We start from the raw sequence: 23,978 nt of genomic DNA, 5'->3' as shown, positions 1-23,978 counted from the left end.
GGGGGGTTTGCCCACCCGCCCGCCCGTGCAGCGGGTTGGAGGGTGCTGGCCCTGGGGCTGCGCCCCAGACCCCCCGAGGGGCTCCGCCCCTCGAACCCCGGCGGGGGCTCCGCCCCCAGCACCCCCGCGCGGAGGCTCCGCCCCTGCACCCCTTCCGGGGGCTGCGCCCCCGGACCCCCCTTCGCGCCTGAACGGCGCTCGTCCTCAAACGCCGGACGGGCTGAGGATGCGCATGCGGACCAGCACCGGTCCCGTTAGGGGCGCGGGGACCTGCGCGAGAAGCACCCACGGTCCGCACATGACCGAAGGGGCTCTGGGGGCGGGGCACCTCGCAACCCGCCCAACACCAGCCCCGCCAAGGGGCGCGGGGAACTGCGCGAAGAGCGACCACGACCCGCACACGGCCGAGAGGACAGCCACACGGAGAAACGCACAAACCCCCAGCACCCAAGCCCCGCCAGGGGCGCGAGGAACTGCGCAAAACCGGCCACCCCCAGCCCCCCCCAGCACCCCCAAGGGCCGCGGGGAACGGCGCACCCAGCACCCGCCCCCCCCCGGGCGCAAGCGGGGCTCTGCGCAGCACGAGAGCCGGGGAGCCGGGGAGCCGGGGAGCCGGGAGGGGGCCGGGGCTGGGCCCCAGGGGGTTAGTGGCCTCGGGAGGTCCAGGTGGGGAGGTGGGGGGCCTCGGCGGCGATCGAGGTCTCCTCACCGTGCCCCGTCCGCACCACCGTCCCCCCCGGCAACGACAACACCCTCTCCCGCAGCGACGCGATGATCGTCGGGAAGTCCGAGAACGAGCGGCCCGTCGCGCCGGGGCCGCCGGCGAACAGGGTGTCGCCGGTGAAGACCGTGCCGAGCGCGGGGGCGTACAGGCAGACCGCGCCCGGCGCGTGGCCGGGGGTGTGCAGGACCTTCAGGGCCACGTCCGCCACCAACACCGCCTCGCCGTCGGCGAGTTCGCCGTCCGGGAGCCGGTCGGGGTGGGTCTGCTTCCAGAGCGGGAGGTCGGCGGGGTGGAGCAGGATCGGCGCGCCCGTCGCGTCGGCGAGGGCGGGCGCCGCGTCGATGTGGTCGTTGTGGGCGTGCGTGCACACGATGGCCCGCAGCGTGCGGCCCCCGAGGGCGGCCAGGATCGCCTCGGCGTCGTGCGCCGCGTCGATGACGACGGCCTCCTCGTCGTCCCCGACGATCCAGACGTTGTTGTCGACGTCCCACGTCCCGCCGTCGAGAGAGAAGGTGCCGGACGTGACCAGGTGGTCGATGCGCGCGCGGACCGCCATCAGAACTGCACCACCGATCGCAGCACATCGCCCTCGTGCATCCGCTCGAAGGCCTTCTCGACCTCGTCGAGCGCGATCGTCTCGGTGACGAACGCGCCGAGGTCGATGCGGCCCTGCTGGTGCAGGTCGATCAGCATGGGGAAGTCGCGGGAGGGCAGGCAGTCGCCGTACCAGGAGGACTTCAGTGCGCCGCCGCGGCCGAAGACGTCCAGGAGGGGGAGCTCCAGGGTCATGTCCGGGGTCGGCACGCCGACCAGGACGACCGTGCCCGCCAGGTCGCGGGCGTAGAACGCCTGCTTGTACGTCTCGGGGTGCCCGACCGCCTCGATGACGACGTCCGCGCCGTTGCCTCCGGTCAGCTCGCGGATCGTCTCGACGGCGTCCTGGGTGCGGGAGTTGACGGTGTGCGTGGCGCCCATCGTCCGGGCCGTCGCCAGCTTGCGGTCGTCGATGTCGACGGCGATGATCCGGGCCGCGCCCGCGAGCCGCGCCCCCACGATCGCCGCGTCGCCGACGCCGCCGCAGCCGATGACGGCGACCGAGTCGCCCCGGCCGACGTTGCCGGTGTTGATGGCCGCGCCGATGCCGGCCATGACGCCGCAGCCCAGCAGGCCCGCGACGGCCGGCGAGACCGCCGGGTCGACCTTGGTGCACTGCCCGGCCGCGACCAGGGTCTTCTCGGCGAACGCCCCGATGCCGAGGGCCGGCGACAGCTCGGCGCCCCCGTCGAGGAGCGTCATCTTCTGCCGCGCGTTGTGCGTGTTGAAGCAGTACTGCGGGCGGCCCCGCAGGCAGGCGCGGCAACTTCCGCACACCGCACGCCAGTTGAGGATCACGAAGTCGCCGGGCGCGACGTCGGTGACGCCCTCGCCCACCGACTCCACGACGCCGGACGCCTCGTGGCCGAGCAGGAACGGGAAGTCGTCGTTGATGCCGCCCTGTTTGTAGTGCAGGTCGGTGTGGCAGACGCCGCAGGCCTGGACCTTCACCACGGCCTCACCGGGGCCCGGGTCGGGCACCACGATGGTCTCCACTCGCACCGGCTGGTTCTTCCCCGGTGCGATGACCCCTCGGACCTGCTGCGCCATGCCGCCACTCCCTGTTCCTGCCGTCGGACGTATCAGGAATACACCCTATGAGGAGACCTGGTGCACGCGTCGCCCCGCGACGTAGGTCGCGTGCACCCGGGTGTCGCCGATCGCCTCGGGCGGGCCCGCGTACGGGTCGCGGTCGAGCACCGCGAGGTCGGCGAGGGCGCCCGCGCGGACCGAGCCGGTGTCGTCGAGGTGGTTCACATGGGCCGTCCCCGCCGTGTACGCGGCGAAGGCCGCGGTCAGGGTGATGCGCTGCGCGGGCAGGAACACCGGGCCGCGTTCGCCCGGGGCGATCCGGTTGACGGCGGTGTGGACGCCCTGCATCGGGTCCGGGCTGCTGACCGGCCAGTCCGAGCCCGCCGCCACGGTCGCGCCGGAGGCCAGCAGCGCCGCGAACGGGTACTGCCACCCGGCCCGCTCGGCGCCGATGAAGGGAATGGTCAGCTCGTCCATCTGGGGTTCGTGGGAGGCCCACAGCGGCTGGATGTTGGCGGTGGCCCCGAGGGCGCGGAAGCGGTCGATGTCGTCGGGGTGGACGATCTGGAGGTGGGCGAGGTGCGGGCGGGTGTCGCGCCAGCCGTTCGCCTCGCGCGCCGCCTGCACCGCGTCGAGCGCCTCGCGCACCGCGCGGTCGCCGAGCGCGTGGAAGTGCGCCTGGAAGCCCAGCGCGTCCAACTGCGTGACGTAGGAGCGCAGTCGGTCCGGGTCCACGAAACTGGTGCCCGTGTTGGCGGTGGCGCAGCCACAGGCGTCGAGGTAGGGGCCGAGCAGGGCGGCGGTGCCGGTCTCGGCGACGCCGTCCTGCATGATCTTCACCGATCCGGCGCGGAACCGGCCGTGGCTCAACTCCTGCCGCCGCTCCACCAGTTCGGGGATCTGCTCGGCGCCGCGCTCGCGGTCCCACCACAGGGCGCCGGCCACCCGCGCGGTCAGCGAGCCGTCGCGGGCGGCGGTCGTATAGGCGTCGGCCGGGTCGTCCATCGAGCCGAAGGTGCCGACGATCGCGTCCTGCCAGGCGGTGATCCCGTACGCGTGGAGGTGGGCCTGGGCGCGCAGCAGGGCGGCGAGCCGGTCGGCGGGGGTGGAGCGCGGGGTGAGCCGGCCGACCAGGTTCATCGCGCCCTCCTGGAGGAGGCCGGTCGGCTCGCCGGACGCGTCGCGCTCGATGCGTCCGTCGGCCGGGTCGGGGGTGTCCCGGGTGACGCCGGCGAGTGCCAGGGCGCGGGTGTTGACCCAGGCGCCGTGGTGGTCCCGGTTGGGCAGGTAGACGGGCCGGTCGCGGACGACGCGGTCGAGCAGGTCGCGCGTCGGGCTGCCGCCCGTGAAGGCCTCCATCGACCAGCCGCCCCCGGTGATCCACTCCTGGCCGGGGTTCGCCTCGGCGTAGGAGCGTACGGCCGCGAGGGTCTCGTCCGCCGTGTGCAGGCCCGTCAGGTCGCACCGGGCCAGTTCGAGGCCGGCCGAGACGGGGTGGACATGGGCGTCCTGGAAGCCGGGGACCAGCAACTTGCCCGCCAGGTCGACGACTTCGGTCCGCGGCCCGATCAGCTCCCGCACCTCGTCGTGGCCGACGGCGGTGATGCGCTCGCCGGTGACGGCGACGGTGGTGGCACGCGAGCGGGCGGCGTCCAGGGTGAGGACGGGGCCGCCGGTGAAGACGAGGTCGGCGGGGGTGTGGCGCATGCGGGGTTCCGTTCTGTGCGGGGTCGGGTGCGGCGGGGTCGGGTGCGGAGGTCGGGCGGGCAGCGGGGAGGGGTCTTCTACCCAGGGGGCCGGTCAGGCAGCGGGGCGGGGTCGGGTGCCGGAGCGAGCGGCGCGGGGGCGGTGCCGGGGTGCGGTTCAGACGGTTTCCGGGGAGGGGCCGAGCGGCGCCGGATCGGTCTCCATGGTGGAGCGGCCGGTCTCGAAGTACGGTGATTTCCTTGCCCACTTGGCCCAGGCCGCGACCACGAAGCCGCTCAACACCATGACCGCGGGGCACATCAGCATGAACCACCCGTTGTCCGGACCGACCTCGAAGTGGTCGGCCGAGGTGTAGAACGTCCAGGCCAGGTAGGCGCCGAGACCGAGCAGGAACAGCGCGCTCAGGGCCGGGAGCACGACGGCCCGGACGGCCTCGACCGCACCCTGCCCCAGCGCCCCGCGGAAGCGGCTCGCGGCGGCCAGGGCGGTCAGCGCGTAGTACAGGGACACGACGATCCCGATGGCGTTGACGGAGGCGAGGATCAGATCGCCGATCCTCGGGATGAGCAGCGACAGGACGGCGATGGCCGCGGCCACGCAGCCGATCGCGACCGTGCCGGCGGCCGGGGTCCCGTACCGGGGGCTGACCCGGAGCCAGAGCGGGCCGAGCGTGCGGTCCCGGCTCATCGCGAACATGCCCCGCACGGTGGGGATGACGCCGGACTGGAGCGAGGCCACCGCCGAGAAGGTCAGGGCCACCAGGGGCAGCGCGGCGAGGGGCTGGGCGGCGAGGCGGTCACCGAAGTAGGTGAGCCCCTGGGCGCCGTGGCCGATCAACTCGTCCTGGCTGAGCACCCGTTGGAAGGCGAAGGAGCCGAGCAGGAAGAGGCCGAGCATGGTGAACAGGGTGATGCGCCCGGCCCTGGAGGCGTCCTGGGGGTCGCGGACCTCCTCGTTCACGCTGAACGTCGACTCGAAGCCCCAGTAGCAGAAGACGGACAGCAGGAGTCCCTGGGCGAGGCCCTGGCCCGAGGGAATGGTGAACGGGTTCAGCCAGTCCAGGCTGAAGGGGTGGGGCCCCTTGAGGAGTCCGTAGCCGCAGAAGCCGAGCAGCACGGCGTACTCGAAGACGAGGAGCCACTTCTAGAGGGTGGCCGCCGAGCGGGTGCCGACGACCGCGGTGAAGGTGACGGCGACCAGGACCACGATGCCGATCGCGGTGGACTGGGCCGTGGAGTCGGGGTCGAGCCGCAGCCCGCCGAGCGTGTGCAAGCCCGTCTCGCCGGCCAGCTGGAGCAGGGCGGAGCCGGTGACGGCGGTGGTGTAGGCGAGGAAGACCACGGTGGAGACGATGCCGATCCACCCGGTCAGGAAGCCGAGCCAGGGGCTGAGCGAGCGGCCCACCCACACATAGCCGCTGCCCATGTTGGGCTCGACCTTGTTGAGCCGGGTGTAGGCGCTCGCGATGCCGAGGATCGGCAGGAAGGCGAGCAGCATCACGATCGGGAGGTGTGGTCCGACGGCGCCGGCCGTCACGCCGAGTCCGATGCCGATGCTGGTGGTGGCCGCCGTGGAGGAGGCGGCGATGGCGACGCAGTCGAGGACGCCGAGGCTCTTGCGGAGCTGGGGTGGGTCGTCACTGCCGTGGGGAATGCCGTGGGGAGTGCGCACGGACGCTCCTTCGCCGGGGGCGCTGTTCGGCCCCGATGGCGGCACATCGAACTCCGGGGGGAGCGGGTGCGTCAACGGCGTTGTCATAAGGCGCGCCGGTCACTAGGGTGCCGCGCATGAGCGAGCGGGTCGTGGCGGACGGGGAGCGGCGCAGGCGCCGGCCGACGAAGGCGGGCACGGTGCTGTCGGAGGCGCTGATCGTCGAGACGGCGCTGCGCCTGATCGGCGAGCACGGGGCGGCGGCGCTGACCGTGCGCCGGCTCGGCACGGCCCTCGGCGCGGATCCCAGCGCGCTCTACCGGTACTTCCACGACACCGACGACCTGCTGCTCGCGGTGGCGGACGAGCTGATCGGGCGCACCCTGCGGTCCTGGCGGCCGACCGGCGCGTGGCGGGCCGATCTGCGCTCGCTCGGCCTGCGCATCCACGCCGACTACCAGGCCCACCCGCGGGCGGCGGTGCTGACCTGTACCCGGGTGACCGGGCGGGCGCACGAGATGCGGTCGGTGGAGACGATCCTCAAGATCCTGCGCGAGGCCGGGTTCCCGGACGCCGAGGCGGTGCGGATCTACCACGTGTTCGTGGACCAGACGCTGGCGTTCGCGGCGCTGGACGCGACGGTGCTCACCCTGGACCAGCCGTCCCGCGCGGCCGAGGAGCGCACCTGGCGCGAGCGGTACGCACGGCTGCCGGCCGACACCCACCCGCATGTGGCCGCGACGGCTGCGACCCTGGTCGCGGAGATGGGCCGCAGCGCCTATCCGGCCGCCCTGGAGATGATGCTCGCCGCCGCCGAGGCCCGGTTGCGGCACGTCCGGGCATGACGAAGGGCGGCTCCCCCGTGGCCGGGGGCGCCGCCCTTTCGAGGTGGTGCCGGCGTTACTTCTCCGTGGTGGTCGCGGCGGACGAGCCGGACGACGCGGCGGAGGCGGAGGCGATGGCGCCGACCCGCTTGCGCACGACGTACCAGCCGCCGACGAGCAGCGCCGCGATGATCGGCAGACAGTAGATCGTGGTGCGGCCCACTCCCCCGCCGTACCACATCAAGAACGCCACGGACGCGAGGAAGACCAGCGTCACGAGCTGGGTGTACGGCGCCCAGGGCAGCTTGTAGGAGGGCCGCTCCAGGTGGCCCTCCTTGGCGCGGCGCCAGAAGAGCAGCGAGCAGATCATGATCATCGCCCAGGTGCCGAGGATGCCGATGGAGGCGAAGTTCAGCACGATCTCGAAGGCGTCGTCCGGCACGACCTTGTTCAGGGCCACACCGATGACACCGAAGAAGGCGGTGAACAGGACGCCGCCGTAGGGGACCTTGCCCTTGTTCATCACGCCGACGAACTTGGGCGCGGAGCCCGCGAGCGACATCGAGCGCAGGATGCGTCCGGTGGAGTACAGACCGGAGTTGAGGCTGGAGAGCGCCGCGGTGAGGACCACGAGGTTCATCACGCCGGCCGCACCCGGCACGCCGATCTTGTCGAGGACGGTGACGAACGGGCTCTGGCCCTCGGAGTACTCGGTGTACGGGAGCAGCAGGGCGAGCAGCACCACGGAGCCGACGTAGAAGATGCCGACGCGCCACATGATCGAGTTGATCGCCTTGGGCAGGATCTTCTGCGGGTTCTCCGTCTCGCCCGCGGCGACGCCGCACAGCTCGACCGAGGCGTACGCGAAGACGACGCCCTGGATGACGAGCAGCATGGGCAGCATGCCCATCGGGAAGACGCCACCGTGGCTGGTGATGTTGGAGAAGCCGGGGGTGGAGCCGTCCACGTCGTGCTGGGTGACCACGAGGTAGATGCCGACCAGCATGAAGGCGACCAGCGCGACGACCTTGATGATCGCGAACCAGAACTCCATCTCGCCGAAGTACTTGACCGAGATGAGGTTGGCGGTGAGGACGACCGCGAGCGCGACCAGCGCGCAGACCCACTGCGGGACGTCGCTGAACATGGCCCAGAAGTGGGCGTAGGTCGCGGCCGCGGTGATGTCGGCGACGGCGGTGGTCGACCAGTTCAGGAAGTACAGCCAGCCCGCCGTGTAGGCGCCCTTCTCCCCCATGAACTCACGGGCGTAGGAGACGAAGGCGCCGGACGAGGGGCGGTAGAGCACGAGCTCGCCGAGGGCTCTGACCACGAAGAAGGCGAAGACGCCGCAGACCGCATAGGCGATCGCGAGCGAGGGGCCCGCGCCCGCCAGCCGGCCGCCGGCCCCGAGGAAGAGTCCGGTGCCTATCGCGCCGCCGATGGCGATCATGTTGATGTGGCGGGACTTGAGGTCCTTGCTGTAACCGGCATCACCGGCGTCGATGTGGGGGGTGCCCGTCGTCGCCCCCGCGGGGGCACTCTGGGTCTCGGCCGCAGGCATGGTGCGGTCACTCATGGAGTAGTTCGCCTTTGTGAGGGGTCATGCGGTCGTGCGGGACCGGCCGGGCCGGTGATGCGGGTGGCCACCGTGGCAGGCGCACGCGACACCATGACACGGACCGGCGGCCCATGGTCCCGGCTGTCGGCACAGTTTGGCAGTGGTCAATGTCACGTACGGACAGATTTGAGCTGTTTCTGAGGTAACCGAAAGGTATCCGACGGGCTTTTTTTGTTGCCCAGGGTACCTAGGGGGCCAGGACGTCCAGCTCGTGGAGGGCGCCGACCGCGATCTCCCGGGTCAGCCGTTCCGCCTCGGCCGCGTCCCGCGCGCGCACCGCCTCGGCGACCCGCACATGCAAAGTGACGGCGGCCGGATCGGGGTCGGGGAACATCACCTGGTGGTGGGTGCGGCCGGTGAGGACCTCGGCCACCACGTCGCCGAGCCGGGCGAACATCTCGTTGCCGGACGCGTCGAGCACGATCCGGTGGAAGGCCACGTCGTGGACGAGGTACGCCTCCAGTTGGCGCCCGCGGGAGGTGGCGACCATGCCGAGGGCCTGTTCGGTGAGGTCGGCGCACTGGGCCGGGGTGGCCCGCAGGGCGGCGAGCCCGGCGGCCACCGGCTCCACCGCGGAGCGCAGCACGGTCAGCGAGCGCAGCTGGCGCGGCCGGTCGGCGCCCGCGAGCCGCCAGCGGATGACCTGGGGGTCGTACACGTTCCACTGCTCGGGCACCTGGACGGTCACGCCCACCCGGCGCCGGGACTCGACCAGGTACATGGATTCGAGGACCCGTACCACTTCGCGGATCACCGTGCGCGAGACGTCGAAGCGCTGGGCGAGTTCATCGGTGCGCAGCACGCTGCCCGGGGGGTACTCGCCGGCCGTGATGGCCAGGCCCAGGCTGTCGAGCACGTGCGTGTGAAGGCCCCGGGCCCCAGTCGTCATGGGCCAAGCCTACGGTGGGGCACTCCGCGCTTAAAAGTATGACTTTTACATCACGAACTCTTGAATATGTCGTACCTAATGGGTTTGAGTGTGCGCGACGGACATCGATGTCGATGAGGACAGCGAGGCACCACCCGTATGAACTCCCCCCTGACCGTCGTCGTGATGGGCGTGGCCGGAACCGGCAAGACGACCATCGGGCCGCTGGTGGCGGCCCGGCTCGGCGTCCCCTATGCCGAGGGCGACGACTTCCACCCGGAGGCGAACGTCGCCAAGATGTCCGCGGGCATCCCGCTGGACGATGCCGACCGCCTCCCCTGGCTCGACGCGATCGGCGCCTGGGCGCACGGCCGGGCCGGGCTCGGCGGGGTCGTCAGCAGCTCGGCACTCAAGCGGAGCTACCGCGACCGGCTGCGCGCCGCCGCCCCCGGCCTCGTCTTCCTGCACCTGACCGGCGACCGCGCGCTCATCGAGCGGCGGATGGCCGAGCGCACGGGCCACTTCATGCCGCCCGCGCTGCTCGACTCGCAGTTCGCCACCCTCCAGCCGCTCGGCGCGGACGAGGCGGGCGTCGCCGTCGACGTGTCCGGCACCCCCGAGGACATCGCGGAGCGGGCCGCCGCCGCTCTGCGACCGCTCACCATCTAAGGATCCCCACCGTGACCAGACTCAGCGTCGAGTTCCTGGCAGCGGACGCCACGCAGCCGATCACCTCGGCCGGCAACACCCAGCTGGGCATTGCCGTACTCGCGGGCATCGCCGTCATCGTCCTGCTCATCACCCGGTTCAAACTGCACGCCTTCCTGGCCCTGACCATCGGCTCGCTCGCACTCGGCGCCTTCGCGGGCGCCCCGCTGGACAAGGTCATCACCAGCTTCAGCGCCGGGCTCGGCAGCACCGTCGCGGGCGTGGGCGTGCTCATCGCGCTCGGCGCGATCCTCGGCAAGCTGCTCGCCGACTCCGGCGGCGCGGACCAGATCGTCGACACCATCCTGGCCAGGGCCGGAAAGTCCGGGGGCCGTGCGATGCCCTGGGCGATGGTCGCCATCGCCTCGATCATCGGGCTGCCGCTGTTCTTCGAGGTCGGCATCGTGCTGCTGATCCCCGTGGTGCTGCTCGTCGCCAAGCGCGGCAACTACTCGCTCATGCGGATCGGCATCCCGGCGCTCGCGGGTCTCTCCGTGATGCACGGCCTGATCCCGCCGCACCCGGGGCCGCTCGTCGCCATCGACGCGATCGGCGCCAACCTGGGGGTGACGCTCGCGCTCGGCGTCGTCGTCGCCATTCCGACGGTGATCATCGCGGGGCCGGTGTTCTCGAAGTACGCGGCCCGCTGGGTCGACGTGCCCGCCCCGGACACGATGGTTCCCACCCGTCCCTCGGAGGACCTCACCAAGCGGCCCGGCTTCGGCGCCACCATCGTCACGGTCCTGCTCCTGGTCGTCCTCATGCTGGCCAAGGCGCTGGTCGACATCGTGGTGGACGACCCCAAGAACCACCTCCAGCGGGTCACCGACGTCATCGGCTCGCCCCTGATCGCGCTGCTCGCCGCGGTCCTGGTCGGCATCTTCACGCTGGGCCGCGCCGCCGGGTTCACCAGGGAGCGGATCTCGGTGACCGTCGAGAAGTCCCTCGCGCCGATCGCGGGTGTGCTGCTCATCGTGGGCGCGGGCGGCGGGTTCAAGCAGACCCTGATCGACGTGGGCGTGGGCCAGATGGTCCTGGACCTCTCCAAGAACTGGGCGATCCCCTCGCTGCTGCTGGCCTGGCTGATCGCGGTGGCCATCCGGCTGGCGACGGGCTCCGCGACCGTGGCGACGATCTCCGCCGCGGGTCTGGTGGCACCGCTGGCGGCCGACATGTCGACCGCGCACGCGGCCCTGCTCGTGCTCGCCGTGGGTGCCGGCTCGCTCTTCTTCAGCCATGTCAACGACGCCGGGTTCTGGCTGGTGAAGGAGTACTTCGGGCTGTCCGTCGGGCAGACCGTCAAGACCTGGTCGGTGATGGAGACGATCATCTCCGTGGTGTCGCTCGGCTTCGTGCTGCTGCTCTCCCTCGTGGTCTAGGCACGGCTCGTCCAGGCACGGCTCGTCCCCGGCACGGCTCGTCCCCGGCGCGGGTCGGCTGAGCCAGGGGCGGCTCGGCCAGGCGCGGCTCGGCTAGGGGCGGCGCGACCGGGCCGGGCCCGAGCCGGCCGAGTCCGGATCCTCGTCCGATTCCGGCTCCCACAACGGGTGTTCGTCCAGCGCCCAGTCCCGGTCGACCGACCCGGTGCGCATGCCACGGCGTGCCATCGGGTCGCCGAGCGCCATCCACACATGGCCGGCGACGACGATCCCGACGGCCAAGGACAGCCAGTCGTGCACGAACGTGGACCCGATCCGCACCTCGATGGGCGCGAGGTGGGTGAACCACATCAGCAACCCGGTGCCCAGCATCACCAGGGCCGCCCCCGCGATCCAGCCCGCGTACAGCTTCTGCCCGGCGTTGAACTTCCCGGCGGGACGCGGCTCGCGCACCCGCCGCAGCGCGCTGCGCAGCCAGACCCTGTCGTACGGCTGGAAGCGGTTGAGGCGTCCGAGGTCGGCGCGCAGCGCCCGTGACACCAGACCGATGAGCACGGGCACCGGGAGCAGGACGCCGCAGATCTCGTGCACCCGCACCACCAGTTCGCGCCGCCCGACCGCCTCCGCGAACTGCGGGACGTAGAGGACGGCGGCGGTGACCACACAGGCCCCCATCAGCCAGGCCGTGGCCCGGTGCACCCACCGCACCCCCGGCGTGAACCGCCTTACCGTGTAAGGGAGTTCAGGAGGTGGGGGTGTCTTCGCGTCCATTGGACCGGCCGACCCAGGCGTCGACGTCATAGCCTCGCTCCTCCCAGAATCCCGGTTCCACCGTCCGCGTCACGGTGATCTTGGACAGCCATTTCGCCGACTTGTAGAAGTACATGGGCGCCACATACAGGCGCACCGGCCCGCCGTGTGCGTGGCTGACCGGCTTGTCCTGCATGCTCAGCGCGACCAGCACGTCGTCGCGGCGCGCCTGTTCGAGGGTCAGGCTCTCGCTGTACGCACCGTCGAAGCAGGTGAAGCGGACGGCTCCGGCGCCGGGACGCACCCCGGCCGCGTCCAGCAGCCGGGACAGCTGGACCCCGGCGAAGGGCGTGCCCGGCACCCGCCAGCCGGTCACGCACTGCACGTCACGCACCAGCCTGGTCTGCGGCAGGGCGCGCAGCGCGTCCAGGGTGTAGGTGGCGGGCCTGGTGACCAGGCCGTCCACGGTGAGCCGGTAGTCGGCGGCGCTCCGGTCGGGCACCGACGAGGCCACCGAGTAGTAGCGGAAGCCGCCGCCGTTGGGCAGCAGACTGGTCAGGCCGGTGGGGTCCTTGTCGGCGGCGGCGCCGAGGAACGCTTCGAGCCCGCCCTGTACGGAGCGCGCCGAGGCGACCCCGGCCACGCCGAGGCCGAGCATCCCCAGCACGAGCCGGCGCCCCACGGGGGTGCCCCGCGAGGGAGGCGGTGTCGGTTCTGGTGTCACCTCTCGATTCGAACACCCGGGGGCCGCTCCTGCCAGGGCCCGCGGCCGTATGTCACCGTTCCGTCAGATCCGGGCCGGCCGCCGAGATCCGGTGCCGTTCCTCGTCGCCGGCGGCGCGGCCCCCTCGGCGGCCTACGACACCGCCCGGGCCGCGGCACGGCCCGCGGCCCGGCCCGAGAAGATGCAGCCGCCGAGGAAGGTGCCCTCCAGGGAGCGGTAGCCGTGCACCCCGCCGCCGCCGAACCCGGCCGCCTCGCCCGCCGCGTACACGCCGGGCAGAGGGTCGCCGCCGGCGGTGAGCACCCGCGAGGACAGGTCGGTCTCCAGGCCGCCGAGCGACTTGCGGGTCAGGATGTGCAGCTTGACCGCGATCAGCGGACCCGCGGCGGGGTCGAGGATGCGGTGCGGGGGCGCGGTGCGGATGAGCTTGTCGCCGAGGTAGTTGCGGGCCCCGCGGATGGCGGTGACCTGGAGGTCCTTGGTGAACGGGTTGGCGATCTCGCGGTCGCGGGCCACGATCTCGCGGCGCAGCGCGGCCTCGTCGATGAGCGGCTCCTTGGTCAGCGCGTTCATCCCGCGCACCAGCGCCGGCAGGTCCTTCTCCACCACGAAGTCGGCGCCGTGGTCCATGAACGCCCGCACCGGGCCCGGCACATCGGCCCTGGCCCGCCCGATGACGCCCCGCACGGACTTGCCGGTGAGGTCGGGGTTCTGCTCGGAGCCCGAGAGCGCGAACTCCTTGCCGATGATCCTTCGGTCCAGGACGAACCAGGTGTGGTCGTGCCCGGTCTTCATGATGTGGTCGAGCGTGCCCAGCGTGTCGAAGCCGGGGAAGAGCGGCACGGGCAGCCGGTTGCCGCGCGCGTCGAACCAGAGCGAGGAGGGCCCGGGCAGGATGCGGATGCCGTGCCGGGCCCAGATCGGGTTCCAGTTCTGGATGCCCTCGGTGTAGTGCCACATCCGGTCGCGGTTGATGTGGTGGGCGCCGGCCCGCTCGGTGATGCCGAGCATCAGGCCGTCGACATGGGCGGGCACGCCGGAGAGCAGGTGCTCGGGCGGGGTGCCGAGCCGTTCGGGCCACTGGGCCCGAACGAGGTCGTGGTTGCCGCCGATGCCGCCGCTGGTCACCACGACCGCTTGCGCCGTAAGCTCGAAGGACCCGGTGACGGTCCGGGTGGAGGCCGTCCCTCGCTCGGCGCCGGACGGCTCAAGGATCTCGCCGCTCACGGTGTCGACGGCCCCGGCGGTACGGGCGAGCCCCGTGACCCGGTGCCGGAAACCGAATCGGACGAGCCCCCGGGCGGCGGCCTCCCGCACCCTCCGCTCGAACGGGGCCACCAGACCGGGGCCGGTGCCCCAGGTGATGTGGAAGCGGGGAACGGAGTTGCCATGCCCGTTGGCGTCGTAGCCGCCCCGCTCGGCCCAGCCCACGACGGGGAAGAACCGGACCCCCCGGGCGTGCAGCCACGCCCGCTTCTCGCCCGAGGCGAAGTCCACGTACGCCTCGGCCCAGCGGCGCGGCCAGTGGTCCTCGGCGCGGTCGAAGCCGGCCGTGCCGAACCAGTCCTGGAGCGCGAGCGCCCGGCTGTCCCTGATCCGCATCCGGCGCTGCTCGGGCGAGTCCACGAGGAAGAGCCCGCCGAACGACCAGTGGGCCTGACCGCCCAGCGACTGCTCGGGCTCCTGGTCGAGCAGGATCACCTTCCGGCCGGCCTCCGCCAGCTCGGCCGTGGCCACCAGGCCCGCGAGCCCCGCCCCGATCACGATCACATCGGCGTCGTACGCCATGGGCCGCTCACTCCGCTCGTCCGCCGGGTCACCCGTGCGTCAGATCTTCGGCGGGCCGCCACCCGGCGTCAACCGCCCGGTGGCGGGCACCCGGGAGGCAGGAGCGCTCCCGGGGCGCTAGGGTCGGCCAAGTCGGCGCTCCCCGGCCGTACTTGAGGTGTACCCGTCGTGTCGGTTCTGGTCCTCGTCCTCGCCGTGAGCGCGGCGTGCTGTCTGGGCTTCGGATTCGTGCTCCAGCAGAACGCGGCGCAGCACGCCCCGCTGGGCGACTTCCTGTCGCCCCGGCTGCTGCTCGACCTGGTGCGCATGCCGCGCTGGCTGGCCGGGATAGGCCTGATGGTGGCGGGCATGGTGCTGAGCGCGCTGGCCCTGGGTTCGGGCGAGGTCTCGCTGGTCGAACCGCTGGTGGCGACCAATCTGTTCTTCGCCCTGTGGCTGTCGCGGCTCCAGACCCGTCAGCCGCTCGGCCGGCAGGGCTGGGCCGGGCTCGCGCTGCTCGCGGGCGGGGTGAGCGCGTTCATCGTGGCGGGCCAGCCGCGCGGCGGCGTCGCGGAGGCCGGGGCGCTGCGGCACTGGCTGATCGTGGGGCTGGTGGTGGGCAGCGCGCTGCTGCTCGCCGGGCTCGCCAAACACGATCGGCTCAGCGTGGCGGCCCCGGTCATGCTGGCCGTCGCCGCGGGGCTGCTGTACGGGCTCCAGGACGCGCTGACCCGGATCAGCGGACAGCACCTGTCGCGCGGCGGCTGGCCCGAGCTGATGACGAGCTGGCAGCCGTACGTGGTGATCGCGCTCGGCGTGAGCGGGCTCGTGCTCGTACAGAGCGCCTTCGAGACGGCGCCGCTGCGGATGTCCCTGCCCGCCCTGACCGCGGCGCAGCCGCTGGCCGGGATCGCCTGCGGGGTCGGTTTCCTCGGCGATCAGCTGCGCACCGACACCGGCGCGCTCGCCTGGGAGGCGGCCGGGCTCGCCGCGATCGTGACCGGGATCGTGCTCCTCGGGCTGCACCCGGCGATGCCGTCCGGCACGGCGCCGGCGCCGGAGTCCCGCGACCTCCAGCCCCACTGAGCCTGCCGGGCGGGGCGCCCGGCGGCCCTGCCCGGGCCGGGCCGCCGGTGCTTGGATGGGCCCATGAACCCGGCTGACGAAATCCTGGACATCGTCGACGAGCACGACACCGTGATCGGCCAGGCCCGGCGCGCCGACGCCTATGCGCACAACCTGCGCCACCGCTGCGTGTTCGTCCTGGCCCGCGACGCGGCGGACCGGATCTTCGTCCACCGCCGCACCCCGGACAAGCTCGTCTTCCCCTCCCTGTACGACATGTTCGTGGGCGGGGTGGTGGGCGCGGGCGAGTCGTACGACGACGCGGCGCTGCGCGAGGCCGAGGAGGAGCTCGGCGTGCGGGGGCTGCCCCGGCCGACGCCCCTGTTCACGTTCCTCTACGAGAGCGCCGGGCGGAGCTGGTGGTCGGCGGTGTACGAGGTGCGCTGCGAGCTGCCGGTGAACCCGCAGACCGAGGAGGTCGCCTGGCACGGCTTCCTGCCCCTGGCCGAGCTGGAGCGCAGGATCGGCACCTGGGAGTGGGTGCCCGACGGCCTCGCGGCCTGGCGGCGGCTGCGCGCCTCGGGGCTCGGGCCCTCCTGAGGGGCCGCCGGGTAGGGTGCGGCGGGTGATCACGATCGTGCAGACCCTGCGGCTGTGGTTCGCGCCCCAGCGCATCGGCGAGGAGGGCGAGACCCCGGACTACCGGTTCTCGCTCGCCAACGAGCGGACGTTCCTGGCCTGGATCAGGACCTCGCTCGCGCTGGTCGGTGGTGGGTTCGCGGTCGATCAGTTCCTGCCGGACCTGCGCTGGGGCGTCCGGGTGGCGCTCGCCCTCGCGCTGCTGGCCGCCGGCGTGCTGTGCGCGCTGCGGGCGGTGAACCACTGGGTGCGCTGCGAGCGCGCGATGCGGCGCGGCGAGGACCTGCCGGTGTCGCGCTTCCCCACCTTCCTGAGCCTGGCCGTCGCGGTGGTGGCCGTGGCGATGGTGGTGGTCGTGGTCTTCGGCTGGGCCGGTTGATGTCCTCGCCCGACGCCGCCCGCGATCCGGGGCTCCAGCCCGAGCGGACCCGGCTCGCCTGGCGGCGCACCACCCTGTCCTGCACGGTGGCGGCCGTGCTCGCCGCCAAGCAGGCGGTGCACCGGGGCGGTTCACCGCTCGCCCTGACCGCCGTCACGCTCAGCGCGCTGGTCTGGCTCGGGTTCCTGGCCGTCGCGCACCGCCGCATCCAGACCCTGAGCGGCGACGCCCGCCCCCGTGTGCTGGGGGTGCGCGCCGCGCTCGGCGCGGTGGCCTGCACGGTGGCGCTGGCGTGCTTCGCGGTCGTGACGCTGTTCTGAGGGGCGGGCCCCTCGCGGGCTGCCGCACCGGGCGGCCGGGTCCCGGCCCAGGGGGCGCGATGCCCCGGCACAGGACCGCGACACCCCCGCGCGGGACGCGACGCACCCGGCGCGGCGGCAGGCCGGCTCCGTACCTCCGTCGCGGTCCGCCCTGGACGGCATACCGACTGGTCGGTAGCGTGTCCCTCGCACAGGCTGCCCGACCCGTCTTCCGTTCCGGAGGTGCCCCTCATGAGCACAGTCCCCCCGCCAGGCCTCGACCCGGAGCAGCTGCGGTCCCATCTCGACCGCGTGCGGCCGGGCCTGGTGGGCGGCCCGCTCACAGCCCGGCTGATCGAGGGGGGCCGCTCGAACCTGACCTACGTCGTCACGGACGGGTCGGGGCAGTGGGTCGTGCGCCGGCCCCCGCTCGGCCATGTGCTGGCCACCGCGCACGACATGAAGCGCGAGCACCGGGTCATCAGCGCCCTGCACCCGACGGCCGTGCCGGTGCCCGAGCCGGTGCTGCTCTGCGACGACCCGTCGGTGCTCGGTGCGCCGTTCTACGTCATGGAGTACGTGGCAGGCACCCCGTACCGCACCGCCGAACAGCTCGCGCCGCTCGGGCCCGAGCGCACCAGGGCCGCCGTGCTCGCCCTGGTCGACACCCTCGTCGACCTGCACGCCGTGGACCCCGAAGCGGTCGGGCTCCAGGACTTCGGGCGTCCCGACGGTTTCCTCGACCGGCAGCTGCGCCGCTGGGGCAAGCAGCTCGACGCCTCGCGCAACCGCGAACTCGCCGGGATCGACGAACTGCACGCGGCGCTGGGGCGCGAGCTGCCCGACTCGCCCGCGGCCACCGTCGTGCACGGCGACTACCGCCTCGACAACGTCCTGCTCGGCGAGGACGACCGGATCAAGGCCGTCCTCGACTGGGAGATGTCCACGCTCGGCGACCCGTTGACCGACCTCGGCCTCCTCGTGATGTACAGCGCCCGGCTCGAACTCCCCGACTCGCCGGTCTCCACCACGGCCGGCGCGCCCGGCCACCCCTCCCCCGCCGAGCTGATCGAGCGCTACGCCGCCCGCTCGGGCCGCGACACCTCCGCCCTCGCCTGGTACACGGCGTTCGCCTGGTTCAAGCTCGCCGTGATCCTCGAAGGCATCCACTACCGCTACACCCTCGGCCAGACCGTGGGCGCCGGGTTCGACCGCATCGGCGACCTGGTCCCCGTCTTCATCGAGCACGGCCTCACCACCCTTCAGGAAGGCTGAACGCCCGCCATGGACTTCGCATTCGACGCCCGCACCGAAGAGCTGCGCACCCGGCTCCTGGCCTTCATGGACGAGTACGTCCACCCCGCCGAGGCCGTCGCGCACGAGCAGCACGCCCTGCTCGCCTCCCCCTGGGACACCCCGCGCGTCGTGGGCGACCTCAAGGCCGAGGCGCGCCGCCAGGGCCTGTGGAACCTGTTCCTGCCGGACGCCGAGTACGGTGCGGGGCTCACCAACCTCCAGTACGCCCCGCTGGCCGAAATCACCGGCCGCTCCCCGCACTTGGCGCCCACCGCCCTCAACTGCGCGGCCCCGGACACCGGCAACATGGAGGTCCTCACCCAGTTCGGCACCGACGAGCAGAAGAAGCAGTGGCTGGAACCGCTGCTCGCCGGGGAGATCCGCTCGGCCTTCGCGATGACCGAGCCCGAGGTCGCCTCCTCCGACGCCACCAACATCGAGACGCGCATCGAGCGCGACGGCGACAGCTATGTCGTCACCGGCCGCAAGTGGTACATCTCCGGGGCCATGAACCCGGACTGCAAGATCTTCATCGTGATGGGCAAGACCGACCCGGGCAACGCCGATGTGCGCCGCCAGCAGTCGATGATCCTGGTCCCGCGCGACACCCCGGGCGTGGAGGTCCGCCGGGCCATGCGGGTGTACGGCTACGAGGACCACGCGCACGGCGGCCACGCGGAGGTCGTCTTCCACGGCGCCCGGGTGCCCGTGAGCAACCTCGTCGGCGAGGAGGGCGGCGGCTTCGCCATCGCGCAGGCCCGGCTCGGCCCCGGCCGGATCCACCACTGCATGCGTCTGATCGGCATGGCGGAGCGGGCCATCGAGCTCATGTGCCGCCGGGCCGTGGCCCGTACCGCGTTCGGCAGGCCCATCGCCCAGCAGGGCGTGGTGCAGGAGTGGATCGCGGACGCCCGGGTCGCCGTCGAGCAACTGCGGCTGCTCGTCCTGAAGACGGCCTGGCTGATGGACACCGTCGGCAACCGCGGGGCGCACACCGAGATCCAGGCCATCAAGATCGCCACCCCGCGCACCGTGGTCGGCATCATCGACGACGCGGTCCAGCTGCACGGCGCGGGCGGCGTGAGCCAGGACTTCCCGCTGGCCGAACTGTGGGCGGCGGCGCGGACGCTGCGCCTCGCGGACGGACCCGACGAGGTGCACCAGCGCTCACTGGCCCGCCGCGAGCTGAAGAAGTACCTGTAGTCGCACAAGTACCCCTGGCAGAAAACGAGTTCAGGGACGCAGCGCGCGCAGCAGCAGGTCGGCGAGGTGATCGGCGACCTGCTGCTGGGTGAGCGGGCCGTCGGGCCGGTACCAGGTGGACAGATGGTGGACCGAGCCGAAGTGGTAGTCCACCACCAGGTCGGCCGGGGTCGCGGTGGAGAACACCCCGGCGGCCTGGCCCTCCTCGACGAGCGCACGGAAGCGCTCGTGGTAGCGGCGCCGCTCGGCGCGCACCTGCTTGTTCTTCTCGGGGCTCAGCTGGTGCATCGAGCGGAAGAAGATCGCCGCGTCGTCCAGGTTGTCGATGGTGGTCACCACCACGTCGGCCGCCGCCTCGCGCAGCCGCTGCTCGACGGGCGCGTCCGCACCGGCGAACGCGTCGAGCCGCTCCTGCTGGAGGCGCAGCACCCGCGCGTACACCTCCTGGAGGAGGTCCTCCTTGGAGCCGAAGTAGTGGTACAGCGCGCCCTTGGTGACGCCGGCCGCCTCGACGATCTCCTGGACGGAGGTGCGGTCGTAGCCGTTCTCCGCGAAGAGGCGGGTGGCGGCGGCGAGCAGCCGCTGGGGCACGGGGGTGGTGCCGCTCGTGTCCGTCGCCTTGGCCATCGCCGCCGCCCTTCTCTCGTCCGTGCGCGGGGGCCGCGGCCCCCGCCCTGTTCCGGTCCTGCTGCTCCGGTACCTCGACCGGTACCCGGGGAGCTACGCCTGGCCGCGCAGTTCCCGCCTGAGGATCTTCCCACTCGTGGTCTTGGGGAGCTCCGTCAGGATCTCCACCTGGCGCGGGTACTTGTAGGCGGCGAGCCGCTCCTTGCAGTACGCGGCGAGTTCGGCCGGGTCCGCCGCGGCGCCCGGGCGCAGGCTGACGTACGCCTTGACGCTCTCCCCGCGGTAGGCGTCGGGGACGCCGACGACGGCCGCCTCGCGCACCGCCGGGTGGGTGTACAGGACGTCCTCGACCTCGCGCGGCCACACCTTGAAGCCGGAGGCGTTGATCATGTCCTTCATCCGGTCGACCACGTAGAGCCAGCCCTCGCGGTCCATGAACCCGATGTCCCCGGTGCGCAGCTCGCCGTCCGGGAAGGTCTCGGCGGTGGCTTCGGGGCGGCGCCAGTACCCGGGCACGACCTGCGGTCCGCGCACCACGATCTCGCCCTGCTCGCCGAACGGTACGTCGTTGCCTTCGAGGTCGACGGTCTCGGGCCCCGGCACGCCGACCGAGAGCGTCCCGGACACGGGGTCCACGGGCGCCTCCTTCTCGGGCGGCACCGAGGCGCAGGGGGCGGTGCACTCGGTCAGGCCGTAGCCGTTGCGGATGTACGGCCCGAAGTCCGCGCGGAACTTCTCGACGAGCGCGGGCGGCAGCGGGGCGCCGCCCGAGGAGATGACCCGGAAGGAGGCGAAGTGGTCCCGGGTGACGCCCGGGGCGGCGGCGAGCGCCATGAAGGCCGTGGAGGGCCCGACGGTGTACGCCGGCCGGTGCTCGGCGAACGCGTCGAGGACGACGCCCGGATGGAAGCGGTACGCCAGGATCAGGGTGCCGGCGTTGGCGAGGCAGGCGGCCAGTTCGCAGACCATGCCGGTGATGTGGAAGAGCGGGGCGAGCGCGAAGTAGCCCGCGCCCTCGGGGACCGGATGACCGGTGCGCTGGCGCTCGGCGTTGTAGGTGATGCCGCGGTGGGTGTTCGTCGCACCCTTGGGGGTGCCGCTGGTGCCGGAGGTGTAGCTGATCAACGCCGTGTCGTGGGAGGCGAGTTGGCGGTCCGCGGGGGCGGGGAGGCCGCGGCGCGCGACGGAGACGAGGTCGTCGGCGTCGTCGGGCACGGGCAGCCGCTCGAACCCGAGCACCCGCTCGTCGTTCAGCGTCTGCAGGTCGAGTTCGCAGGCGGTGAGCGCGATGCGCACCGGGGACGCGGCGGCGGCCTCGCGCAGATAGCCCTCCCAGGCCCGGTCGGAACAGATCAGCGCGCCCGCCTCGGCGTCGTCCAGCACATGTCCGACCTCCCCCGCCTTGTACATCGGGTTGAGCGGGACGACGACGGCCCCGGCCTTCCAGGCGCCGAGCAGGGCGATCACGAAGTGCGGGGTGTTCTGGAGCATCAGCGCGACGCGCTCGCCGCGCAGCAGGCCGCGGGCGGCGAGGTGTCCGGCCACGGAGTCGGAGAGCCGGTCGAGTTCGCGGTAGTTGAGGCGGCCGTCGAAGTAGGCCAGCGCGGTGCGTTCGGGGGCGCGGGCGACGGCGGCGCGGAAGGCGTGCAGCACGGTCGCGGGCGGGTCGATGTCCGCCCGCTGGGCGTCGCTGAGCTGCGCGAGCCAGGGCCTCGCCGCGTAGATCGAGGTCATTCGGCGTTGGCCTCCCACTTCTGCTGAAGGTGGTTCATGCTGGTCAGCCAGCGGTCCGGGGTGGCGGCGCGGGCGGTGTAGTAGTCGGCGACCTCGGGGTGGGGCAGCACCAGGAACCGGTCCTCGGCCATCGCGGCGAAGAGCGCGTCCGCGACGGCGGCGGGTTCGATCGCGGTGGGCCTGAGCACCAGGTCACCGGCGGTGCCGGTGGCGGCCAGCATGTCGGTGCGCACGCCCTGCGGGCAGATGGCGTGCACCTTCACACCGCGGTGCCGGTAGGTCAGCGACAGCCATTCGGCGAAGGCGAGCGCGCCGTGCTTGGTGACGCTGTACGGGGCCGCGCCGATCATGGTGAGCAGCCCGGCGGCGGACACGGTGGACACGAAGCGCCCGGTCCCGCGCTCCAGCCAGTCCGGCAGCAGTTCCTTGGCCGCGCGCACATGCGCCATCACGTTGACGTCCCAGGCCGCGGCCCACACGTCCTCGTCGGCCGCCTCCGAACCGCCCGATCCCAGGCCCGCGTTGGCACAGTAGACGTCGATGGTGCCGCCGAGCGCCTCGCGGGCGGGGCCGACGACGGTGGAGGCGTCCCCGGGGACGGCGATGGCGCCGATCTCCTCGGCGGTGCGGCGGGCCTTGTCCGCGTCGAGGTCGTTGACGACCACCCGGGCGCCCTCCGCGGCGAATCTGCGGGCGAGGGCGGCGCCGATGCCGCCGCCCGCGCCGGTGACGACCACGGTGGTGTTCTGGACCGAGCCCATGAAGTGCCGCCTCTCTGGGGGATGCCCCGACAGACTAACCAGTCGGTATGTACCTGGGAACCCCCAACCCCCCGACCCCCACGCGGTCCGCACCCCACCCCACGCAGTTCCCCGCGCACCTTGGCGGGACCGGTGCTGGGGCAGCAGCAGGCCACCTCAGCCCGTCCGGCGATTGAGGACGAGCGCCGTTCAGGCGCGAAAGGGGGGCGCAGGGGGCGCAGCCCCCGCCGGGGTGGCCCCAGGAAGACGCGCCTCGTTCCCCGGTGGGGCGTTGGGGGCTAGCGTGGGCGGCGGAACCCCCCGCACCCCCGAGGAGGCCCACATGCCCCTGTCCAGACGGGGCCTACTGACCGCCACCCTCGCCACGGGAGTGGCACCCCCCGCCGACGCGGCCGAACCGCGCGAGCGGGCCGGGCGGCAGCGAACCCGCACCGGCTTCGACCGCCTCGCGGAGAACGCCTACCGCCCCCTCGCCGGCCAACGCGTGGGCCTGGTCACCAACCCCACCGGCGTCACCCCGGACGTACGGCACATCGTGGACGTCATGCACGCCGACCCCCGCGTGCGCCTCACCGCCGTCTTCGGCCCGGAGCACGGCTTCCGCGGCACCGCCCAGGCCGGCGGCTCCCAGGGCCGTTACGACGACCCGGCGACCGGGCTGCCCGTGTACGACACGTACACCAGGAGCGGACAGGCCCTCGCCGACATCTTCACCGCCTCCGCCGTGGACACCGTCGTCTTCGACATCCAGGACGTCGGAGCCCGCTTCTACACCTACATCTGGACGCTCTACGACTGCATGGAGGCCGCCGCCCTGGCCGGCAAGCGCTTCATGGTCCTGGACCGCCCGAACCCGGTGGGCGGGCGGTCCGCCTCGGGCCCGGTCCTCGACCCGGCGTTCGCCACGTTCGTCGGCCGCAGACCGATCGCCCAGGCGCACGGGATGACGGCCGCCGAACTCGCCCGGCTGTTCAACGCCGAGTTCCTGGACGGGAAGGTGCGCCTGACGACGGTCGCGATGAGCGGCTGGCGGCGCTCGGACTTCTACGACGACACCGCGCTCCCCTGGGTGCCGCCGAGCCCCAACATGCCGACCCCCGACACCGCGCTCGTCTACTCCGGCACCTGCCTGTTCGAGGGCACCAACCTGTCGGAGGGCCGCGGCACGACCCGCCCGTTCGAGCTGCTGGGCGCCGAGGGGATCGACGGCCGGTGGGCGAGCGCGCTCGGTGAACTGGCCCTGCCCGGCGTCCGGTTCCGCGAGGCCTACTTCGCGCCGACGTTCTCCAAGTTCCAGGGCAGGACCGTGGGCGGCGTCCAACTCCACGTGCACCGGCGGGAGTTGTTCGATCCCGTACGCACGGGCATCGCCCTCCTGGTGACCGCGCGCCAGGTGTGGAGCGGCTTCGCCTGGCGCGCCGACCACTGGATCGACAAGCTCACGGGTTCGGCCCTGGTACGGACGATGATCGACGCCGGGGCCGGTACGGACGAGATCGTCGCCGCCTGGCAGCCGGGCCTCGCGGCGTTCCGGGCCGTACGCCGCACGTACCTCATGTACGACGGATAGGTCCCCGCATCTGGCCGACTCGCCGACCCGGCGGGACGATGGGGGCGCTCATCGTCGAGC

General features: G+C 72.7%; 21 protein-coding genes and 1 pseudogene. 10 read left to right on the top strand and 12 right to left on the bottom strand.

Going from position 1 to position 23,978, the window contains the following annotated elements; genetic code table 11:
• Positions 1 to 644: 644 nt before the first annotated feature.
• From ACGF3I_RS16630 to ACGF3I_RS16615, 4 genes and pseudogenes are all read right to left on the bottom strand, one after another.
• On the bottom strand, positions 645 to 1,280 hold the full coding sequence (locus ACGF3I_RS16630) for an MBL fold metallo-hydrolase (RefSeq protein ID WP_393132523.1): 636 nt from the start codon (positions 1,278 to 1,280) through the stop codon (positions 645 to 647).
• Positions 1,280 to 2,368 (bottom strand): S-(hydroxymethyl)mycothiol dehydrogenase, encoded by a 1,089-nt coding sequence (locus ACGF3I_RS16625; RefSeq protein ID WP_393132521.1) that lies wholly within the window; start codon positions 2,366 to 2,368, stop codon positions 1,280 to 1,282. The genes ACGF3I_RS16630 and ACGF3I_RS16625 overlap by 1 nt, the downstream gene beginning before the upstream one ends.
• Positions 2,369 to 2,413: 45 nt before the next feature.
• Complete coding sequence (locus ACGF3I_RS16620) at positions 2,414 to 4,057, bottom strand: amidohydrolase (protein ID WP_393132519.1); 1,644 nt, start codon at positions 4,055 to 4,057, stop codon at positions 2,414 to 2,416.
• A gap of 156 nt (positions 4,058 to 4,213) precedes the next feature.
• Positions 4,214 to 5,815: pseudogene (locus ACGF3I_RS16615) on the bottom strand (APC family permease).
• A 29-nt stretch (positions 5,816 to 5,844) separates the two neighbouring features.
• Here ACGF3I_RS16615 and ACGF3I_RS16610 point away from each other — a divergent pair.
• Positions 5,845 to 6,552 carry a TetR/AcrR family transcriptional regulator gene (locus ACGF3I_RS16610; RefSeq protein WP_393132517.1) on the top strand — a complete coding sequence of 236 codons (708 nt, stop codon included), beginning with the start codon at positions 5,845 to 5,847 and terminating at the stop codon, positions 6,550 to 6,552.
• Positions 6,553 to 6,607: 55 nt separating this feature from the next.
• On the opposite strand, the gene ACGF3I_RS16605 is transcribed toward ACGF3I_RS16610, so the two are convergent.
• Together ACGF3I_RS16605 and ACGF3I_RS16600 are read right to left on the bottom strand one after the other, a co-directional pair.
• Positions 6,608 to 8,107, bottom strand: coding sequence for an amino acid permease (locus ACGF3I_RS16605; RefSeq protein ID WP_393132515.1), 1,500 nt, complete (start codon positions 8,105 to 8,107; stop codon positions 6,608 to 6,610).
• A 229-nt stretch (positions 8,108 to 8,336) separates the two neighbouring features.
• The gene (locus ACGF3I_RS16600) at positions 8,337 to 9,038 is read right to left on the bottom strand and encodes a FadR/GntR family transcriptional regulator (RefSeq protein WP_393132513.1); all 702 of its coding nucleotides are present in this window, start codon (positions 9,036 to 9,038) and stop codon (positions 8,337 to 8,339) included.
• A gap of 138 nt (positions 9,039 to 9,176) precedes the next feature.
• Between ACGF3I_RS16600 and ACGF3I_RS16595 the strand changes: the two genes are divergently transcribed.
• Positions 9,177 to 9,686, top strand: coding sequence for a gluconokinase (locus ACGF3I_RS16595; RefSeq protein ID WP_393132511.1), 510 nt, complete (start codon positions 9,177 to 9,179; stop codon positions 9,684 to 9,686).
• A gap of 11 nt (positions 9,687 to 9,697) precedes the next feature.
• A complete protein-coding gene (locus tag ACGF3I_RS16590) occupies positions 9,698 to 11,104 on the top strand; it encodes a gluconate:H+ symporter (protein ID WP_393132509.1) in 1,407 nt (468 codons plus the stop codon).
• Between the two features lie 93 nt (positions 11,105 to 11,197).
• Here ACGF3I_RS16590 and ACGF3I_RS16585 read toward each other — a convergent pair whose 3' ends face one another.
• From ACGF3I_RS16585 to ACGF3I_RS16575, 3 genes are all read right to left on the bottom strand, one after another.
• Positions 11,198 to 11,875 carry a cytochrome b/b6 domain-containing protein gene (locus tag ACGF3I_RS16585; protein WP_393132507.1) on the bottom strand — a complete coding sequence of 226 codons (678 nt, stop codon included), beginning with the start codon at positions 11,873 to 11,875 and terminating at the stop codon, positions 11,198 to 11,200.
• Complete coding sequence (locus ACGF3I_RS16580) at positions 11,847 to 12,512, bottom strand: molybdopterin-dependent oxidoreductase (protein WP_393132772.1); 666 nt, start codon at positions 12,510 to 12,512, stop codon at positions 11,847 to 11,849. Before ACGF3I_RS16580 ends, ACGF3I_RS16585 begins: the two co-directional genes overlap by 29 nt.
• A 198-nt stretch (positions 12,513 to 12,710) precedes the next feature.
• A complete protein-coding gene (locus ACGF3I_RS16575) occupies positions 12,711 to 14,366 on the bottom strand; it encodes an FAD-binding dehydrogenase (protein WP_393132505.1) in 1,656 nt (551 codons plus the stop codon).
• Between the two features lie 168 nt (positions 14,367 to 14,534).
• Here ACGF3I_RS16575 and ACGF3I_RS16570 point away from each other — a divergent pair, with 168 nt between their 5' ends.
• The 6 genes from ACGF3I_RS16570 to ACGF3I_RS16545 all read left to right on the top strand — a co-directional run bounded on the left by ACGF3I_RS16570 (position 14,535) and on the right by ACGF3I_RS16545 (position 19,226).
• A complete protein-coding gene (locus ACGF3I_RS16570; RefSeq protein WP_393132503.1) occupies positions 14,535 to 15,431 on the top strand; it encodes a DMT family transporter in 897 nt (298 codons plus the stop codon).
• Between the two features lie 63 nt (positions 15,432 to 15,494).
• Positions 15,495 to 16,010, top strand: coding sequence for an NUDIX hydrolase (locus ACGF3I_RS16565; RefSeq protein WP_393132501.1), 516 nt, complete (start codon positions 15,495 to 15,497; stop codon positions 16,008 to 16,010).
• Positions 16,011 to 16,035: 25 nt separating this feature from the next.
• Complete coding sequence (locus tag ACGF3I_RS16560; RefSeq protein ID WP_393132499.1) at positions 16,036 to 16,428, top strand: YidH family protein; 393 nt, start codon at positions 16,036 to 16,038, stop codon at positions 16,426 to 16,428.
• Entirely contained in the window at positions 16,428 to 16,748 is a 321-nt protein-coding gene (locus tag ACGF3I_RS16555; RefSeq protein WP_393132497.1) for a DUF202 domain-containing protein, read from the top strand. Before ACGF3I_RS16560 ends, ACGF3I_RS16555 begins: the two co-directional genes overlap by 1 nt.
• Positions 16,749 to 16,979: 231 nt before the next feature.
• Positions 16,980 to 18,002 carry a phosphotransferase family protein gene (locus ACGF3I_RS16550; RefSeq protein WP_393132495.1) on the top strand — a complete coding sequence of 341 codons (1,023 nt, stop codon included), beginning with the start codon at positions 16,980 to 16,982 and terminating at the stop codon, positions 18,000 to 18,002.
• 9 nt (positions 18,003 to 18,011) lie between these two features.
• The gene (locus ACGF3I_RS16545) at positions 18,012 to 19,226 is read left to right on the top strand and encodes an acyl-CoA dehydrogenase family protein (protein WP_393132493.1); all 1,215 of its coding nucleotides are present in this window, start codon (positions 18,012 to 18,014) and stop codon (positions 19,224 to 19,226) included.
• Positions 19,227 to 19,256: 30 nt separating this feature from the next.
• Here ACGF3I_RS16545 and ACGF3I_RS16540 read toward each other — a convergent pair whose 3' ends face one another.
• From ACGF3I_RS16540 to ACGF3I_RS16530, 3 genes are all read right to left on the bottom strand, one after another.
• Positions 19,257 to 19,853, bottom strand: a complete 597-nt coding sequence (locus tag ACGF3I_RS16540; protein WP_393132491.1) for a TetR/AcrR family transcriptional regulator — start codon at positions 19,851 to 19,853, stop codon at positions 19,257 to 19,259.
• Between the two features lie 93 nt (positions 19,854 to 19,946).
• Positions 19,947 to 21,587, bottom strand: a complete 1,641-nt coding sequence (locus ACGF3I_RS16535; RefSeq protein WP_393132489.1) for a class I adenylate-forming enzyme family protein — start codon at positions 21,585 to 21,587, stop codon at positions 19,947 to 19,949.
• A complete protein-coding gene (locus tag ACGF3I_RS16530) occupies positions 21,584 to 22,348 on the bottom strand; it encodes an SDR family oxidoreductase (RefSeq protein ID WP_393132487.1) in 765 nt (254 codons plus the stop codon). Before ACGF3I_RS16530 ends, ACGF3I_RS16535 begins: the two co-directional genes overlap by 4 nt.
• A gap of 322 nt (positions 22,349 to 22,670) precedes the next feature.
• Here ACGF3I_RS16530 and ACGF3I_RS16525 point away from each other — a divergent pair, with 322 nt between their 5' ends.
• Positions 22,671 to 23,918 carry an exo-beta-N-acetylmuramidase NamZ domain-containing protein gene (locus ACGF3I_RS16525; protein WP_393132485.1) on the top strand — a complete coding sequence of 416 codons (1,248 nt, stop codon included), beginning with the start codon at positions 22,671 to 22,673 and terminating at the stop codon, positions 23,916 to 23,918.
• The last annotated feature ends 60 nt before the right edge of the window (positions 23,919 to 23,978 follow it).

The organism is Streptomyces sp. NPDC048111, from assembly GCF_043202815.1.
Taxonomy (GTDB): Bacteria; Actinomycetota; Actinomycetes; order Streptomycetales; family Streptomycetaceae; genus Streptomyces.
This window is presented reverse-complemented; position numbering and strand designations above follow the sequence as displayed.